Source organism: Pseudomonas sp. 4CAES_32.4, from assembly GCF_058136335.1.
In genome coordinates this window covers 4,570,505-4,585,944 of sequence record NZ_CM176882.1, presented here as the reverse complement: position 1 = coordinate 4,585,944, position 15,440 = coordinate 4,570,505, and the positions used below count along the sequence as shown (strand labels likewise).

Here is a 15,440-nt window from a genome sequence, read left to right as displayed (position 1 = left end):
GTGGATGGCATGACCGACGAATGGAAAGCACCGGCCAAGGCAAGTGCCGACGACGGTGATCAGAAAAGCTGGAAGCTGTTGGAAAAGACCTTGCTCGCCGGTGTTCAGGAGCAGCGTCGCTCACGGCGTTGGGGGATTTTCTTCAAGCTCTTGACCTTTGTTTATCTGTTCGTGGCATTGATCCTGTTCACGCCGCTGATGGACATGGAAAAGAGCGCCACACGCAGCGACAACTACACAGCGTTGATCGATGTCACTGGCGTGATCGCCGACAAGGAGCCGGCCAGTGCCGACAACATCGTCGGCAGTCTGCGTGCTGCGTTCGAGGACAAGAAGGTCAAGGGCGTCATCCTGCGCATCAACAGCCCTGGCGGCAGTCCGGTGCAGTCGGGTTATGTGTATGACGAGATCAAGCGCCTGCGTGGCCTGCATCCGGATACCAAGCTGTACGCGGTGATTTCCGATCTCGGTGCGTCCGGTGCCTATTACATCGCCAGTGCGGCGGATCAGATCTACGCCGACAAGGCGAGTCTGGTCGGTTCGATTGGTGTGACGGCGGCCGGATACGGCTTTGTTGGCACCATGGAGAAACTGGGTGTTGAGCGCCGCACCTACACCTCGGGCGAGCACAAGTCGTTTCTCGATCCGTTCCAGCCGCAGAAGCCCGAAGAAACGGCGTTCTGGCAGAGCGTGCTCGACACGACGCACAAGCAGTTCATCAATAGCGTCAAGCAGGGTCGCGGTGATCGTCTGAAAGACAAGGATCATCCAGAGCTGTTCTCCGGGTTGGTCTGGTCGGGCGAGCAGGCGTTGCCGCTGGGCTTGATCGATGGTCTGGGTAATGCCAGTTCGGTAGCGCGTGACGTGATTGGCGAGAAAGAGCTGGTGGACTTCACTGTGCAAGAATCGCCGTTTGATCGCTTCTCGAAAAAGCTCGGTGCCAGCGTGGCTGAGCAGTTGGCGATGTGGATGGGTTTCCATGGGCCTTCGTTGCGTTAAATCGTCGTAAAGATCAAAAGATCGCAGCCTGCGGCAGTTCCTACAGAGATCGATGTAGGGCTGACGCAGGTTGCGATCTTTTGCTTTATGGGATCTGCACACCTTCGATCAGCAGCATGTCGATCAGGCGAATCAGTGGCAATCCGATCAGGCTGGTGGCATCAGGGCCTTCGGTGGATTGAAACAGGCTCACGCCGAGGCCTTCCGCCTTGAAGCTGCCAGCGCAGTCATACGGCTGCTCGATGCGCAGGTAGCGCTCTATGCGCGCCTGATCGAGTTGGCGCATGTGCACGGTAAAGGGCACGCAATCGACTTGGCACTCGCCGGTCTGGCTGTTGAGCAGCGCCAGGCCGGTCAGAAAGCTCACGCTGGCGCCGCTGGCGGCCAGCAGTTGCTCGCGAGCCTTCTCAAAGGTGTGCGGCTTGCCGATGATCTGCTCGCCGAGCACGGCAACCTGGTCCGAGCCGATGATCAGATGGGCGGGGTAGCTGTCGGCCAGAGCCCGGGCTTTTTGCTCGGCGAGGCGCTTGACCAGTGCGATGGCTGACTCGCCCGGACGATGACTTTCATCGATGTCCGGTGAGCTGCAGACGAACGGCAGGTGCAGGCGGGCGAGTAATTCCCGACGATAAGTCGAGCTTGAAGCGAGTAATAAAGGCAGCATTCGCGTCTCCTGAGGCAGGTGCGGATTCTAGCGGAGGCACGCAAGTGACGGACAGGGCACAATTTCCTTTGACATGGGTGGGTGCATCCCTATAATGCTGCGCCTATGTTGAATGACCCGATTCCACCTCACGTTGACCCGCGCAAATTGGCTGACCGTGGCACCACCCTTCAAGGTGAACTGCTGCTGGCCGATTTGAAGAGACTCTGCGACCCGCTTTCCGACGATGTCGGTACGGTGCAGGCGAAATTCGTTTTTGAACGAGATGAACGTAAATCTGTGGTGATCCACAGCTTTATCGACACCGAAGTCAAAATGGTTTGCCAGCGTTGTCTTGAGCTGGTCACCCTGCCGATCCACAGCGAATGCAGTTACGCTGTAGTGAAGGAGGGTGCGAATACCCAGTCGTTACCGAAAGGTTATGACGTGCTGGAACTGGGCGAAGATCCATTGGATCTGCAGTCACTGGTCGAGGAAGAGCTTCTGCTTGCCTTGCCTATTGTGCCTGCTCATCATCCGGAAGAATGCCAGCAGCCGGCGGGAGCAGATGAGCCCGAACCGAGCGAGGACGAGGTAACGCGGTCCAACCCGTTCAGTGTATTGGCGCAGTTAAAGCGTGACCCAAACGTTTAGGAGTTAATCAATTATGGCTGTTCAGCAGAACAAAAAATCCCGCTCTGCCCGTGACATGCGCCGTTCGCACGACGCTCTCGAGGCTAGCACCCTGTCTGTAGAAAAAACCACTGGTGAAGTTCACCTGCGTCACCACGTATCGCCAGAAGGCGTATACCGTGGCCGTAAAGTGATCGACAAGGGCGCTGACGAGTAATCACTTGTCCGCTCAAGTCATCGCGATTGACGCAATGGGCGGGGACTTCGGTCCCCGCAGCATTGTTCAGGCCAGCCTTGCTTGCCTGTCTGCTACGCCCTCGCTGCACCTGACCCTTGTCGGTCAACCCTCCCTTCTTGAAGAACTGATCCACGGCCAATCGGCTGCCGATCGCGCTCGCCTGACGGTTGTTGCGGCCAGCGAAGTCATCACCATGGACGAAAAACCGACCCAGGCCTTGCGTGGCAAGCCGGACTCGTCGATGCGTGTCGCCCTCGAATTGGTGCGTGATGGCAAGGCTCAAGCCTGTGTCAGTGCTGGTAATACCGGTGCGTTGATGGCGCTGTCGCGATTCGTGATGAAAACCTTGCCTGGCATTGATCGCCCGGCAATGGTCGCCGCAATTCCGACGCAGAACGGTTTTTGCCAGTTGCTTGATCTGGGCGCCAATGTCGACTGCAGTGCCGAGCATTTGCTGCAGTTTGCGGTGATGGGTTCGGTGGCGGCGCAGACGCTGGGGATCAATCGTCCGCGCGTGGCGCTGCTGAACATCGGCACTGAAGACATCAAGGGCAATCAGCAGGTCAAGCTGGCGGCGACACTGTTGCAGGCTGCTCGCGGGATCAACTACATCGGCTTCATCGAAGGCGACGGGTTGTATCGTGGCGAGGCCGATGTCGTGGTGTGCGATGGTTTTGTCGGCAACATCCTGCTCAAGTCCAGTGAGGGCCTGGCGACGATGATTGCTGCGCGGATCGAAGCGCTGTTCAAAAAGAATCTGGCGACCCGGGCTGTGGGCGCGTTGGCGTTGCCGCTGATGAAGCGCTTGCAGGCGGATCTGGCACCGGCGCGACATAACGGCGCAAGCTTCCTTGGTTTGCAGGGTATCGTCGTGAAAAGTCACGGTTCGGCCGGGGTCCAGGGCTTTCAGAGCGCGATTCAGCGTGCGCTGATCGAGATTCAGGAGAACTTGCCCGAGCGCCTTCACGGTCGTCTGGAGGATCTGTTGTCTTAGGCGTTTTCGTCGGACAATGCTTAAATGTGACCGCCCGGTTCAAAGGGCCATCCAAACTGTCAGTTTCTTGCGTCCCTCAGTGGGGCGTCATTTTCCGACGACAAGATCATTAGGGGCTTGTTACATGTCTGCTTCCCTCGCATTCGTCTTTCCAGGACAGGGTTCGCAGTCCCTCGGCATGCTGGCCGAGCTGGGCGCGGAATATCCGTTGATCCTCGAAACTTTCAAAGAAGCCTCTGAGGCTCTGGGCTATGACCTGTGGGCATTGACCCAGCAGGGTCCGGAAGAGCTGCTCAATCAAACCGACAAAACCCAACCGGCCATTCTGACCGCATCGATCGCCCTGTGGCGTCTGTGGCTGGCTGAAGGTGGCGTGCGTCCGGCCTTTGTGGCCGGTCACAGCCTGGGCGAATACAGCGCGCTGGTTGCCGCTGGCAGTCTGACACTGGCTGACGCGGTGAAGCTCGTTGAGCGCCGTGGTCAACTGATGCAGGAAGCGGTGCCGGCCGGGCAGGGTGGCATGGCCGCCATTCTCGGTCTGGAAGACGCTGATGTGCTGGCAGCCTGTGCAGAAGCTGCGCAAGGCGAAGTGGTCAGTGCAGTGAATTTCAACTCGCCGGGCCAGGTCGTGATCGCCGGCGCCAAGGCTGCTGTCGAGCGCGCCATTGAAGGCTGCAAGGCGCGTGGTGCCAAGCGTGCCATGCCGCTGCCGGTGAGCGTGCCGTCGCACTGCGAGCTGATGCGCCCGGCTGCCGAGCGCTTTGCCGAATCCATCGCCGCCATCGACTGGCAGGCGCCGCAGATCCCGGTGGTACAGAACGTCAGCGCGCAAGTGCCGGCCGATCTGGAAACTCTCAAGCGTGATCTGCTCGAACAACTGTACAAGCCAGTGCGCTGGGTCGAGTCGGTACAGACGCTGGCGGCCAAAGGCGCGACCAATCTGGTCGAATGCGGCCCGGGCAAAGTGCTGGCTGGTCTGAACAAACGTTGCGCCGAAGGCGTGGCGACTTCCAACCTCAATACCCCAGACGCTTTCGCTGCCGCTCGCGCAGCGCAAGCCTGAATCAGGAGAAACTTGCATGAGTCTGCAAGGTAAAGTTGCACTGGTCACCGGTGCAAGCCGCGGCATTGGTCAGGCCATCGCGCTGGAACTGGGTCGTCAGGGCGCCATCGTTGTTGGCACCGCGACCTCCGCCTCGGGCGCCGAGCGCATTGCCGCGACCCTGAAGGAAAACGGTATTCAGGGCACTGGCCTTGAGCTGAACGTAACCAGCGATGAGTCGGTCAGCGCTGTGCTGGCAAGCATTCAGGAGCAGTTCGGTGCGCCAGTGGCGATCTTGGTCAATAATGCAGGCATCACCCGCGATAACCTGATGATGCGCATGAAAGACGATGAGTGGTACGAGGTGATCGATACCAACCTGAACAGTCTATTCCGCCTGTCCAAGGGCGTTCTGCGCGGCATGACCAAGGCTCGCTGGGGTCGAATTATCAGTATTGGCTCGGTAGTGGGTGCCATGGGCAACGCTGGCCAAGTAAACTATGCAGCCGCCAAGGCCGGTCTGGAAGGTTTCAGCCGTGCAATGGCGCGTGAAGTCGGTTCGCGTTCGATTACGGTCAACTCGGTAACCCCAGGGTTTATCGACACCGATATGACCCGCGAACTGCCTGAAGCACAGCGTGAAGCCTTGCAGACGCAGATTCCGCTGGGTCGTCTGGGACAAGCTCAAGAGATCGCGTCCGTGGTCGCTTTTCTTGCATCCGACGGTGCGGCATACGTCACTGGGGCTACAATCCCGGTGAACGGTGGGATGTACATGTAAGTAAAATGTGACGGATTGCTTCAAAAAAATGTCATACGAGCTGTCTAAAATCCGTTATAAAGCTGCAATCTATTTATAGGCAGAGGGTCGCAGGGTTTGAGGAGTGAAGCTTTCAGTTGAAAAGCTGAAAAGTCTTTCTATACACTTACCCACTGGCCAGCTGCCTGAATTTGTCCATTAGGAGTGAAAACAAGGTATGAGCACCATCGAAGAGCGCGTCAAGAAAATCGTTGCCGAGCAACTGGGTGTTAAAGAAGAAGAAGTGGTTAACACTGCTTCCTTCGTAGAAGACCTGGGTGCCGACTCCCTTGACACCGTTGAGCTGGTGATGGCTCTGGAAGAGGAATTCGAGACCGAAATCCCTGACGAAGAAGCTGAAAAGATCACTACTGTACAAGCTGCAATCGACTACGTTACTAGCCACCAGGCGTAATAGTTTGTAATCGTTGTTTGCTGTCATGGAAAAACCGCACTGCCATCATGGCGTGCGGTTTTTTCTTTAGGCCTGATGCAAAGTCGTCGTCATTTGAAAAAGGAGAGTGCTGTGTCGCGTAGACGCGTCGTAGTCACCGGTATGGGTATGTTGTCGCCACTGGGCACGGATGTGCCGAGCAGTTGGCAGGGCATTCTGGCTGGCCGCAGTGGCATTGGTCTGATCGAACACACCGACCTTTCTGCCTATTCCACCCGCTTTGGCGGCTCGGTAAAGGGCTTCAATGTCGAGGAATACCTGTCGGTCAAGGAAGCGCGCAAGCTCGACCTGTTCATTCAGTACGGCCTCGCCGCAGGCTTTCAAGCCGTGCGCAATGCAGGGCTCGAAGTCACCGACGCCAACCGTGAACGCATTGGCGTGGCCATGGGTTCGGGGATCGGCGGTCTGACCAACATCGAAGAAACCAGCCGTACCCTGCATGAGACGGGCCCGCGTCGAATCTCGCCATTCTTCGTGCCAGGCTCGATCATCAATATGATTTCCGGTTTCCTGTCCATCCATCTGGGCGCACAGGGACCTAACTACGCCATCGCCACAGCGTGCACCACCGGTACGCACTGCATCGGCATGGCGGCGCGCAACATCATGTACGACGAAGCCGACGTGATGATTGCCGGCGGTGCCGAAATGGCTGCGTGCGGCCTGGGCATGGGCGGCTTCGGCGCGTCCCGTGCGCTGTCGACGCGCAACGATGAGCCGACTCGCGCCAGCCGTCCATGGGACAAGGGCCGTGACGGTTTCGTCCTGTCCGACGGTGCCGGTGCACTGGTTCTTGAAGAACTGGAACATGCCAAGGCACGCGGTGCGACCATTTATGCCGAACTGATTGGTTTCGGCACCAGCGGCGATGCGTTCCACATGACCTCGCCACCGGCCGACGGCGCCGGTGCCGCACGCTGCATCACCAATGCACTGCGCGATGCCAAGATCAACATTGATCAAGTGCAATATATCAACGCCCACGGCACGTCGACTCCAGCCGGCGACCTCGCCGAAGCCAACGCGATCAAGTCCGTGTTCGGTGATCACGCCTACAAACTGGCAGTCAGCTCGACCAAGTCGATGACTGGTCACTTGCTGGGTGCGGCGGGCGCGGTGGAAGCGATCTTCAGCGTACTGGCAATCAACAGCCAGGTAGCGCCGCCGACCATCAACCTCGATGAGCCGGACGAAGGCTGTGATCTCGATTTCGTGCCGCACACCGCGCGCAACATGGACATCGATGTCGTACTGTCCAACTCCTTCGGTTTTGGTGGCACCAACGGCACCTTGGCGTTCCGTCGGTTCGCAGGCTGATGGACTGCTGGGTCGACGGTCAACCGGCTGACAGTTTGTCGCTGAAAGATCGCGGCCTGGCTTACGGCGATGGTCTGTTCGAGACCTTCGCTGTGCGCAGTGGTCAGCCGATCCTGCTGGATCGGCATCTGGCGCGACTGGCTGAGGGCTGCTCGCGTCTGGCCATCGCGGCGGATATCGATCTGATTCGCCACGAGCTGCTGAGCTACGCGGCAGCGCTGGGTGAGGGCGTGCTCAAGCTCATCCTCACCCGTGGCGACGGTTTGCGCGGTTATGCGCCCGACCCTGCGGCGCCGGGCCGACGTTTTCTGCAAGGTAATCCGCCAGCGGTTTATCCTGCTGTTCATGCAGAACACGGCGTTCGTCTGTTTCCGTGCAACACGCGCCTGGCCAAACAGCCGTTACTCGCCGGACTCAAACACCTCAATCGCCTTGAACAGGTGCTCGCCCGCGCCGAATGGCAGGACAGCGAGCACGCCGAAGGCTTGATGCTTGATCAGGCCGGTCGAGTCGTCGAAGGGGTGTTCAGCAATATTTTCCTGGTGCGTGATGGTGTGTTGATCACGCCGGATCTGAAGCGCTGCGGCGTCGCTGGCGTAATGCGCGCCGAAATATTGTTTCAGGCCGAGTCATTGGCCATCCCTACGCAAATCGCCGACATCAGCCTCGAACAACTGCAGTGGGCCGACGAAGTCTTTATCTGCAACAGCGTTTATGGCGTCTGGCCGGTACGCGCCTACGCTGCACTGAGCTGGTCGGTTGGCCCGCTCACCCGTAAACTGCAAACCATTGCCCGCGCCCTACTGGATGCCTGATTAGTGAGACGTAAACTTTTGCTGCTGCTGGAAACCGGACTGGTTCTGGCAGGGCTGTTGCTGGGCGCCAGCGCCTGGAAGATTCACTCCGCACTGGAACAGCCCCTGAACATCACGCAGGAAGAACTGCTGGATGTGCCGAAAGGCTCGACACCAACCCGTACTTTTCTTGGACTCGAAACCGATGGCGTCATCAAGGACGCGTTCTGGCTGCGGGTCTATTGGCGCTTCAATCTCGCCGGTACACCGATCCACAGCGGCGAATACCGCATGCAGCCGGGCATGACCGTCAATGGTCTGATCGACTCGTGGAAACGTGGCGATGTGGTTCAGTACAGCCTTACCTTGGTTGAAGGCTGGAATTTCCATCAAGTGCGCGCTGCGTTGGCCAAAGACGAGAAAATCGAACAGACCTTGAACGGCCTGAGCGACAGCGACGTCATGGCGAAGATTGGCCATAAAGGTCTGTTCCCTGAAGGGCGTTTCTTTCCCGATACCTACCGCTTTGTGCGCGGCATGTCCGATGCCGAACTGCTGAAGAAAGCCTTTGATCGCCTCGACGAAGTGTTGGCGAAAGAGTGGGAAAGCCGTTCTGCCGACGTGCCCTATACCGAACCCTATCAAGCGCTGATCATGGCTTCGCTGGTCGAGAAAGAAACGGGCGTGCCACAGGAGCGCGGGCAGATTGCTGGCGTCTTCGTGCGTCGAATGGCCTTGGGCATGCAGTTGCAGACTGATCCGACGGTCATCTATGGCCTGGGTGATCGCTACACCGGCAAGTTGACCCGCGCGCACTTGAAAGAGCCGACGGCGTATAACACGTATGTGATTCCCGGCCTGCCGCCGACACCGATTGCGATGGTCGGGCGTGAAGCAATACATGCGGCGCTGAATCCGGTCGAAGGCACGAGCCTGTATTTCGTTGCCCGTGGCGACGGCAGCCATGTGTTCTCCGATGATCTCGATGCACATAACAATGCGGTGCGTGAGTACCAGCTCAAACGCCGGGCGGATTACCGGTCCAGCCCAGCGCCGGCGGTGACTCCGGAAGCGGCTCCGGCTGCGGAAGACGCGATACCCGCAGCGTCGCCGAATACGGCTCCGGAGGCGTTGCCGCCGGTTCCTGCTCAGGAACCCGCGCCGGCCCCGGAAACTGCCGCACCACAAAACGCGCAATGACTTTGATTAAGGACTGCCTGTGACTGGCTTGTTTATCACTCTGGAAGGCCCGGAAGGCGCCGGCAAAAGTACCAACCGCGAATACCTTGCTGAGCGCCTGCGTGCCGCCGGTATCGAAGTGGTGCTGACCCGTGAGCCCGGCGGCACGCCGCTGGCCGAGCGGATCCGCGACGTGCTGCTGGCCCCGGCCGATGAAGTCATGAATCCGGATGCCGAGTTGTTGCTGGTATTCGCCGCGCGCGCTCAGCACCTGGCCGAAGTGATTCGCCCGGCGCTGGCCCGCGGCGCGGTGGTGCTGTGTGATCGTTTTACCGATTCGACTTATGCCTATCAGGGTGGTGGTCGCGGCTTGTCGCTGGAGCGCATTGCCACGCTGGAAAACTTCGTGCAGGGCGATCTGCGGCCGGACCTGACGCTGATTTTCGATCTGCCGGTGGAAATCGGTTTGGCCCGCGCCAGTGCCCGTGGTCGTCTGGATCGTTTCGAGCTGGAAGGCCGGGCTTTTTTCGAGGCAGTACGCAATGCGTTTCTCAAGCGCGCTGAAGCCGATCCAGCGCGCTATGTGCGCATCGACGCCGGTCAGCCCTTGGCCAAGGTTCAGCAATCGCTGGATACCCTGATCCCGAACTTGCTGGAGCTGGCCCGTGGCTGAGGCCTATCCGTGGCAAGACAGCCTCTGGCAGCAACTGGCCGGGCGTAAGCAGCACGCACACGCCTATCTGCTGCATGGCCCCGCCGGGATCGGCAAGCGCGCGCTGGCCGAGCGCCTGATGGCCAGCCTGTTGTGCCAGCGTCCGACGCCAGAAGCATGCGGCGAGTGCAAATCCTGCCTGCTGCTCAAGGCCGGCAGTCACCCGGATAACTACATCCTCGAACCGGAAGAAGCCGACAAGGCGATCAAGGTCGACCAAGTGCGTGATCTGGTCAGTTTCGTGGTGCAGACCGCGCAACTGGGCGGGCGCAAAGTGGTGCTGATCGAGCCGGTCGAGTCGATGAACATCAACGCGGCCAACGCCTTGTTGAAAAGCCTGGAAGAGCCGTCCGGCGATACCATGCTGCTGTTGGTCAGCCACCAGACCAGCCGTTTGCTGCCGACGATCAAGAGTCGCTGCGTGCAACAAGCCTGTCCTTTGCCGGGCGAGGCGATGAGCCTGCAATGGCTGGCTCAGGCGCTGCCGGACTGCTCTGAAGAAGAACGGGTCGAATTGCTAACACTGGCCGCCGGTTCGCCGTTGATGGCGGTCAGTCTTCAATCCCAAGGCGTGCGTGAACAGCGCGCGCAAGTGGTGGAAGGGGTGAAGAAGTTGCTCAAGCAGCAGCAATCGCCGACGCAACTGGCTGAGGAATGGAAAAGTATTCCGATGCTGCGACTGTTCGACTGGTTCTGTGACTGGTCGAGCCTGATTCTGCGCTATCAACTGACTCAGGATGAGGCTGGCCTCGGTCTGAGCGATATGCGCAAGGTTGTGCAGTATCTGGCGCAGAAAAGTGCGCAGGGCAAAGTTCTCGAGATTCAGGACTGGATTCTCGCCCAGCGGCAGAAGGTCATGAGCAAAGCCAACCTTAATCCGGCGTTGCTGCTGGAAGCGTTGTTGGTGCAATGGGCGGGTTTGCCTGGCCAAAGATAACAATGTGTACCTAGACTCTGAAGATCAGCAGTGGAGGTCAACATGAATGAACCCCTGAGCCCCGGGCCGCGCAACGGCATCCTGTCCCTGACCATCAAGGACAAGTCGGTGCTGTATGCGGCTTACATGCCTTTCATCAAGAACGGTGGCCTGTTCATCCCGACCAACAAGAGCTACAAGTTGGGTGACGAGGTGTTCATGCTGCTGCATCTGATGGACGAGGCAGAGAAGATCCCGGTCGCCGGCAAAGTCACCTGGATCACCCCCAAAGGTGCGCAAGGCAACCGCGCCGCCGGTGTCGGCGTGCAGTTCAACGACGGCGACAACACCGCGCGCAGTCGCATCGAAACCCATCTGGCCGGAGCGCTGAAATCCGACCGTCCCACTCATACGATGTAAGTAGCCATCTTTTTATGCTCGTAGATTCCCATTGTCACCTCGATCGCCTCGACCTTGCCGCCCATGATGGCTCGCTGGATGCCGCACTTGAAGCGGCACGCGAACGCGGCGTAGGGCACTTTCTGTGCATCGGCGTGAGTGCCGATAACGCTGCCGACGTCAAAGCCCTGGCTGAGCGTTACGACGATGTCGATTGCTCGGTCGGTGTGCATCCACTCGATGTGCAACCAGGCGCGGCGCCTGCGCTGGATTGGCTGTTGCACGAACTCAATCATCCGAAGGTAGTGGCGATCGGTGAAACCGGTCTGGACTATCACTACGAGCCAGAAGCCGCCGAGTTACAGCAGGAATCCTTCCGCCTGCACCTGCAAGCGGCTCAGCAGACCGGCAAACCGGTGATCATCCACACCCGTGGCGCGCGCGCCGATACCCTTGAACTGTTGCGTGAAGCGGCGTTACCCCAGGCCGGTGTGCTGCATTGCTTCACCGAAGACTGGGACATGGCCAAGGCTGCGCTGGACATGGGCTATTACATTTCTCTGTCGGGCATCGTTACGTTCCGCAATGCCGATGCGCTGCGCGATGTCGCGAGCAAAGTGCCGGCAGATCGCCTGTTGGTTGAAACCGACTCGCCATACCTGGCGCCGATTCCTTATCGCGGCAAGCCGAACCTGCCGCAGTACGTGCGCGAAGTGGCGGAATTCCTGGCGATGCTGCGCGGTGAAAACTACGAGCGATTTGCCGAACAGACCACCGAGAACTTCAAGCGTCTGTTTCCGCTGGCGAGTGTTAAATCTGCCCTGTAGCCGTTTGCCAAATCGCAGGCAAAAAAAACCCGGGTTCTGGGGGGTGAATCCGGGTTAAGACCATTAGGAGTAAAACAAAGGCACGCGGTCCGTTGGTACCTTTATCGGCGCGACACTTGGGGGAGATGTCGCCCGACAGTTCAAGTATTGATCAGTCTGGCGTGCAGTCCAGTGAGCCGGTCGGGGTTTTTAAACAAATTTGGAATACGTTTGCTTCAGTTGAGTTCTCATTGCGCCCAAAACGTTCTCAAAACGAACAAGAAACACAGATATGGTCGGATGATCCGTGCATTTTTGCGCAAGTTAGGCATAATACGCGGCTTCGAATTTTGACCCTTCAGACCTTTTCTTATGCACAAAGAACCTCGTAAGGTCCGTGAGTTTCGTCGCCGCGAGCAAGAAATTCTCGATACCGCGCTCAAGCTGTTCCTCGACCAAGGTGAAGACAGTGTCACCGTCGAGATGATTGCTGATGCCGTGGGTATCGGCAAAGGCACGATCTACAAGCACTTCAAATCCAAGGCCGAGATTTATCTGCGCCTAATGCTCGATTACGAGCGTGATTTGAACGAGCTGCTGCATTCGGCGGATGTCGACAAGGACAAGGAAGCGCTGTCCCGTGCCTACTTCGAATTCCGTATGCGCGACCCGCAGCGCTATCGCCTGTTTGACCGCCTCGAAGAGAAGGTGGTCAAGGGCAATCAGGTGCCGGAGATGGTCGAGGAGTTGCACAAGATCCGTGCCTCGAATTTTGAACGCCTGACCTTGTTGATCAAGGGCCGCATCAGCGAAGGCAAGCTCGAAGACGTGCCGCCGTACTTCCACTACTGCGCATCCTGGGCGCTGGTGCACGGCGCTGTGGCGCTGTATCACTCGCCGTTCTGGAGCAATGTGCTGGAAGATCAGGAAGGTTTCTTCCAGTTCCTGATGGACATCGGCGTGCGCATGGGCAACAAGCGCAAGCGCGATCCGGAAACCCCAAGCAGCTGAGCCATTCAGCTGCCTTATTGCGCCATGATTTCGCTACATGACGCAGTATCGCAGGAATATACTCAGGCATAGGGCTTGCTAAAACTTGATTTGTGAGTCAAGTTTTAGCGGCTCGAAATTCTATCGCCGGAGTGATCATGATCGTTGACCGTCAAGGCAGGCGTTTTCGCAATTTGCGCATCAGCCTGACCTCAGCCTGCAATTACGCGTGTACCTACTGCGTGCCCAACGGCAAGCGGTTGGTGGCTGCGCAGGATGAACTGTCGGCCGACGCGATGGCGCGTGGCGTGGCGTATCTGATCGAAGCCGCCGGCATCGAGCGGCTACGCATTACTGGCGGTGAACCGCTGGTCAGTCCCAAACTCGAATCGTTCATGACCGCTGTCGGCAAGATGGGCCTGGAAGACATCAGCCTGACGACCAACGGTCAACTCCTCGCAAAAAAACTCCCGCTGCTGGTCGATGCCGGTCTGCGTCGCATCAACGTGTCCCTCGATACTCTCGACGCCGGCGCGTTCCGCAGCATTGCCCGTGGCGGTGACCTGGCCACCGTGCTCGATGGCATGGATCAAGCGAAAGCTGCGGGCATGAAGATCAAGGTCAACATGGTGCCGTTGCGCGGGCAGAACCTCGATCAGGTCATGCCGTTGCTCGATTACTGCCTGGAACGCGGATACGAACTGCGTTTCATCGAGTTGATGCGCATGGGCCATCTGGCCAAGGACAACAATGCGTTCCTGCAACAGTTCGTCAGCCTGCAGCAACTGCTGGAGCTGATTGGCGAGCGCTACGAATATGCGCAAACCGATGCGCCCGTTGACGCCACCGCCGTGCGTTACGCGATTCCCGGTCTGGGCAATTTTGGAGTGATCGCCAACGAAAGCGTGCCGTTCTGCCGGACGTGTTCGCGATTGCGCCTGTCGTCGACCGGTTGGCTGCATGGCTGCCTGTCGTCGAGCAATCGGCATTACGTCGGTGATCTGCTCGACAAACCGCGCCATCAGGCGTTGCCGGCGCTCCAGCGATTGCTGGTCAAGGCGCTGGGGGACAAGCAGGAAGTGGCCTTCTCCGGCGGCGCTACAGTCATGAAAATCATCGGCGGATGAACCTGCCCCATCGCTAGCAGGGCTAGCTCCCACATTGGTTTTCGCAATCCTGTGGGAGCGAGCTTGCTCGCGAATACGATCTAACAATCAACCAAGAACCAGAGCTGGCGCAAAAGCTGCATTCAACGGCCATTCGCCGGTTTTCCGTCACCGGCCTCTGGAGGAATAGGATGCGTAGCCTGGTTTTGCTGCTGGCCGTTTTGGCGCTTGGCGGCTGTATGACTGTCAGCGATATGGCCGAAGGAACTCGCTACCAGATGAGTGACGCAGGTCTGCTGGACCACAGCGACAGCCGTCGCGTGAACAACTTCCGTATTCAGCCGGACTCGTTCATCTATATCGCCCAGGGCGCGTTCGCACCGCCGGGCGGTTCTTACCCGCGCCCCAACGTTGTGGCCGAAGAGGCCTTCAAAGGTTTCGTCGAATACTTCCCGATGGTTCGCCGCGCGCGTGCGCCGGAAGGCCTCGATCAGGCGATGGGCGAAGCTCGCGACGCTGGCGCGCACTATCTGCTGTACACCCGCTTCGCGAGGGCTGACGACCGTATCGGCAACTCTGATGAGTGGCTCGACCAGGAAGCCGTGGATCGTCTCGGCATCGACGGCGGCGTGATTCAGATCATGTTGATCGAGACCAACACCCAGTATTTGATTGATACTGCACGCATCAAGAGTCGTGGCGGTTTACTGACGTTCCACGATAACAAGCCAGAAGACCTGATCGGCCCGCCGCTGGCACAGTACGCGCGCAGCCTGTTGGGAGTCGGTGACCAATAATTCAAGGAGAACGCCATGAGTGGCCCGCAAAAAGCCAATGACCTGTTGGGACAGATCCCCAAAACCAAAGGCTTGCCGCCGGTGCACTTGTGGAACCCGGACTTCTGCGGCGACATCGACATGCGCATCGCCCGCGACGGCACCTGGTACTACCTGGGCACGCCGATCGGGCGCAAGCCGATGGTCAAACTGTTCTCGACGATCATCCGCCGCGATGGCGATGACTATTTCCTGATCACCCCGGTCGAGAAGGTCGGGATCAAGGTCGACGATGCGCCGTTTGTGGCGATTGCCGTTGAGGTGGAAGGCGAAGGGGAGGCGCAGTTGCTGCGCTTCACCACCAACGTTGAAGAAACCGCTGAGGCTGGACCTGAGCATCCGATCCGCGTCGAGATTGATCCGACGACACAAGAACCAGCGCCCTACGTGCATATCCGCACCAACCTTGAAGCGTTGATTCACCGCAATGTGTTCTATCAACTGGTGGAACTGGCGGTCAGTCGTGAGATCGATGGCCAACGTTGGTTGGGCGTATGGAGTGGCGGCGAGTTCTTTCGCATCGGCCTCGAACCTTAAAAGATCGCAGCCTTCGGCAGCTCCTACATGGCGTACACCTGTAGGA

19 protein-coding genes are annotated in these 15,440 nt (G+C 58.6%); 18 read left to right on the top strand and 1 reads right to left on the bottom strand.

Annotation, left to right across the window (positions count from 1 at the left end; translation table 11 throughout):
* Window positions 1–9: 9 nt before the first annotated feature.
* On the top strand, window positions 10–999 hold the full coding sequence (gene sppA / locus AC3Y64_RS20545) for a signal peptide peptidase SppA (RefSeq protein WP_489985073.1): 990 nt from the start codon (window positions 10–12) through the stop codon (window positions 997–999).
* 85 nt (window positions 1,000–1,084) lie between these two features.
* Here sppA and AC3Y64_RS20540 read toward each other — a convergent pair whose 3' ends face one another.
* On the bottom strand, window positions 1,085–1,663 hold the full coding sequence (locus tag AC3Y64_RS20540) for a Maf family protein (protein ID WP_489985072.1): 579 nt from the start codon (window positions 1,661–1,663) through the stop codon (window positions 1,085–1,087).
* Between the two features lie 105 nt (window positions 1,664–1,768).
* On the opposite strand from AC3Y64_RS20540, the gene AC3Y64_RS20535 reads away from it, so the two are divergent.
* The 17 genes from AC3Y64_RS20535 to AC3Y64_RS20455 all read left to right on the top strand — a co-directional run bounded on the left by AC3Y64_RS20535 (window position 1,769) and on the right by AC3Y64_RS20455 (window position 15,394).
* Window positions 1,769–2,296 carry a YceD family protein gene (locus AC3Y64_RS20535; protein ID WP_038364482.1) on the top strand — a complete coding sequence of 176 codons (528 nt, stop codon included), beginning with the start codon at window positions 1,769–1,771 and terminating at the stop codon, window positions 2,294–2,296.
* A 13-nt stretch (window positions 2,297–2,309) separates the two neighbouring features.
* The gene (rpmF, locus tag AC3Y64_RS20530; protein WP_003179396.1) at window positions 2,310–2,492 is read left to right on the top strand and encodes a 50S ribosomal protein L32; all 183 of its coding nucleotides are present in this window, start codon (window positions 2,310–2,312) and stop codon (window positions 2,490–2,492) included.
* 4 nt (window positions 2,493–2,496) lie between these two features.
* Complete coding sequence (gene plsX / locus AC3Y64_RS20525; RefSeq protein ID WP_489985071.1) at window positions 2,497–3,507, top strand: phosphate acyltransferase PlsX; 1,011 nt, start codon at window positions 2,497–2,499, stop codon at window positions 3,505–3,507.
* A 124-nt stretch (window positions 3,508–3,631) separates the two neighbouring features.
* Window positions 3,632–4,570 (top strand): ACP S-malonyltransferase, encoded by a 939-nt coding sequence (gene fabD / locus AC3Y64_RS20520; RefSeq protein WP_489985070.1) that lies wholly within the window; start codon window positions 3,632–3,634, stop codon window positions 4,568–4,570.
* A 16-nt stretch (window positions 4,571–4,586) separates the two neighbouring features.
* The gene (gene fabG, locus AC3Y64_RS20515) at window positions 4,587–5,330 is read left to right on the top strand and encodes a 3-oxoacyl-ACP reductase FabG (protein ID WP_489985069.1); all 744 of its coding nucleotides are present in this window, start codon (window positions 4,587–4,589) and stop codon (window positions 5,328–5,330) included.
* 196 nt (window positions 5,331–5,526) lie between these two features.
* Window positions 5,527–5,763 carry an acyl carrier protein gene (acpP, locus tag AC3Y64_RS20510; RefSeq protein ID WP_003175607.1) on the top strand — a complete coding sequence of 79 codons (237 nt, stop codon included), beginning with the start codon at window positions 5,527–5,529 and terminating at the stop codon, window positions 5,761–5,763.
* 111 nt (window positions 5,764–5,874) lie between these two features.
* Window positions 5,875–7,119, top strand: coding sequence for a beta-ketoacyl-ACP synthase II (gene fabF / locus AC3Y64_RS20505; protein ID WP_065257229.1), 1,245 nt, complete (start codon window positions 5,875–5,877; stop codon window positions 7,117–7,119).
* Complete coding sequence (gene pabC / locus AC3Y64_RS20500; RefSeq protein ID WP_489985068.1) at window positions 7,119–7,934, top strand: aminodeoxychorismate lyase; 816 nt, start codon at window positions 7,119–7,121, stop codon at window positions 7,932–7,934. The genes fabF and pabC overlap by 1 nt, the downstream gene beginning before the upstream one ends.
* Window positions 7,935–7,937: 3 nt before the next feature.
* On the top strand, window positions 7,938–9,113 hold the full coding sequence (mltG, locus tag AC3Y64_RS20495) for an endolytic transglycosylase MltG (protein WP_489985067.1): 1,176 nt from the start codon (window positions 7,938–7,940) through the stop codon (window positions 9,111–9,113).
* Window positions 9,114–9,132: 19 nt separating this feature from the next.
* Window positions 9,133–9,765, top strand: a complete 633-nt coding sequence (gene tmk / locus AC3Y64_RS20490; RefSeq protein ID WP_158953704.1) for a dTMP kinase — start codon at window positions 9,133–9,135, stop codon at window positions 9,763–9,765.
* Window positions 9,758–10,741 (top strand): DNA polymerase III subunit delta', encoded by a 984-nt coding sequence (locus AC3Y64_RS20485; RefSeq protein ID WP_489985066.1) that lies wholly within the window; start codon window positions 9,758–9,760, stop codon window positions 10,739–10,741. Before tmk ends, AC3Y64_RS20485 begins: the two co-directional genes overlap by 8 nt.
* Before the next feature lie 42 nt (window positions 10,742–10,783).
* Window positions 10,784–11,140: a PilZ domain-containing protein gene (locus AC3Y64_RS20480; RefSeq protein WP_122592161.1), complete on the top strand. Its 357-nt coding sequence runs from the start codon at window positions 10,784–10,786 to the stop codon at window positions 11,138–11,140.
* A 14-nt stretch (window positions 11,141–11,154) separates the two neighbouring features.
* Complete coding sequence (locus AC3Y64_RS20475) at window positions 11,155–11,946, top strand: TatD family hydrolase (RefSeq protein ID WP_489985065.1); 792 nt, start codon at window positions 11,155–11,157, stop codon at window positions 11,944–11,946.
* 351 nt (window positions 11,947–12,297) lie between these two features.
* Window positions 12,298–12,936, top strand: coding sequence for a TetR/AcrR family transcriptional regulator (locus AC3Y64_RS20470; RefSeq protein WP_007908276.1), 639 nt, complete (start codon window positions 12,298–12,300; stop codon window positions 12,934–12,936).
* A 137-nt stretch (window positions 12,937–13,073) separates the two neighbouring features.
* On the top strand, window positions 13,074–14,042 hold the full coding sequence (locus tag AC3Y64_RS20465) for a GTP 3',8-cyclase MoaA (RefSeq protein WP_150694125.1): 969 nt from the start codon (window positions 13,074–13,076) through the stop codon (window positions 14,040–14,042).
* A gap of 170 nt (window positions 14,043–14,212) precedes the next feature.
* A complete protein-coding gene (locus AC3Y64_RS20460) occupies window positions 14,213–14,818 on the top strand; it encodes a DUF4823 domain-containing protein (protein ID WP_489985064.1) in 606 nt (201 codons plus the stop codon).
* Between the two features lie 15 nt (window positions 14,819–14,833).
* Window positions 14,834–15,394: a DUF1285 domain-containing protein gene (locus tag AC3Y64_RS20455; RefSeq protein ID WP_489985063.1), complete on the top strand. Its 561-nt coding sequence runs from the start codon at window positions 14,834–14,836 to the stop codon at window positions 15,392–15,394.
* The last annotated feature ends 46 nt before the right edge of the window (window positions 15,395–15,440 follow it).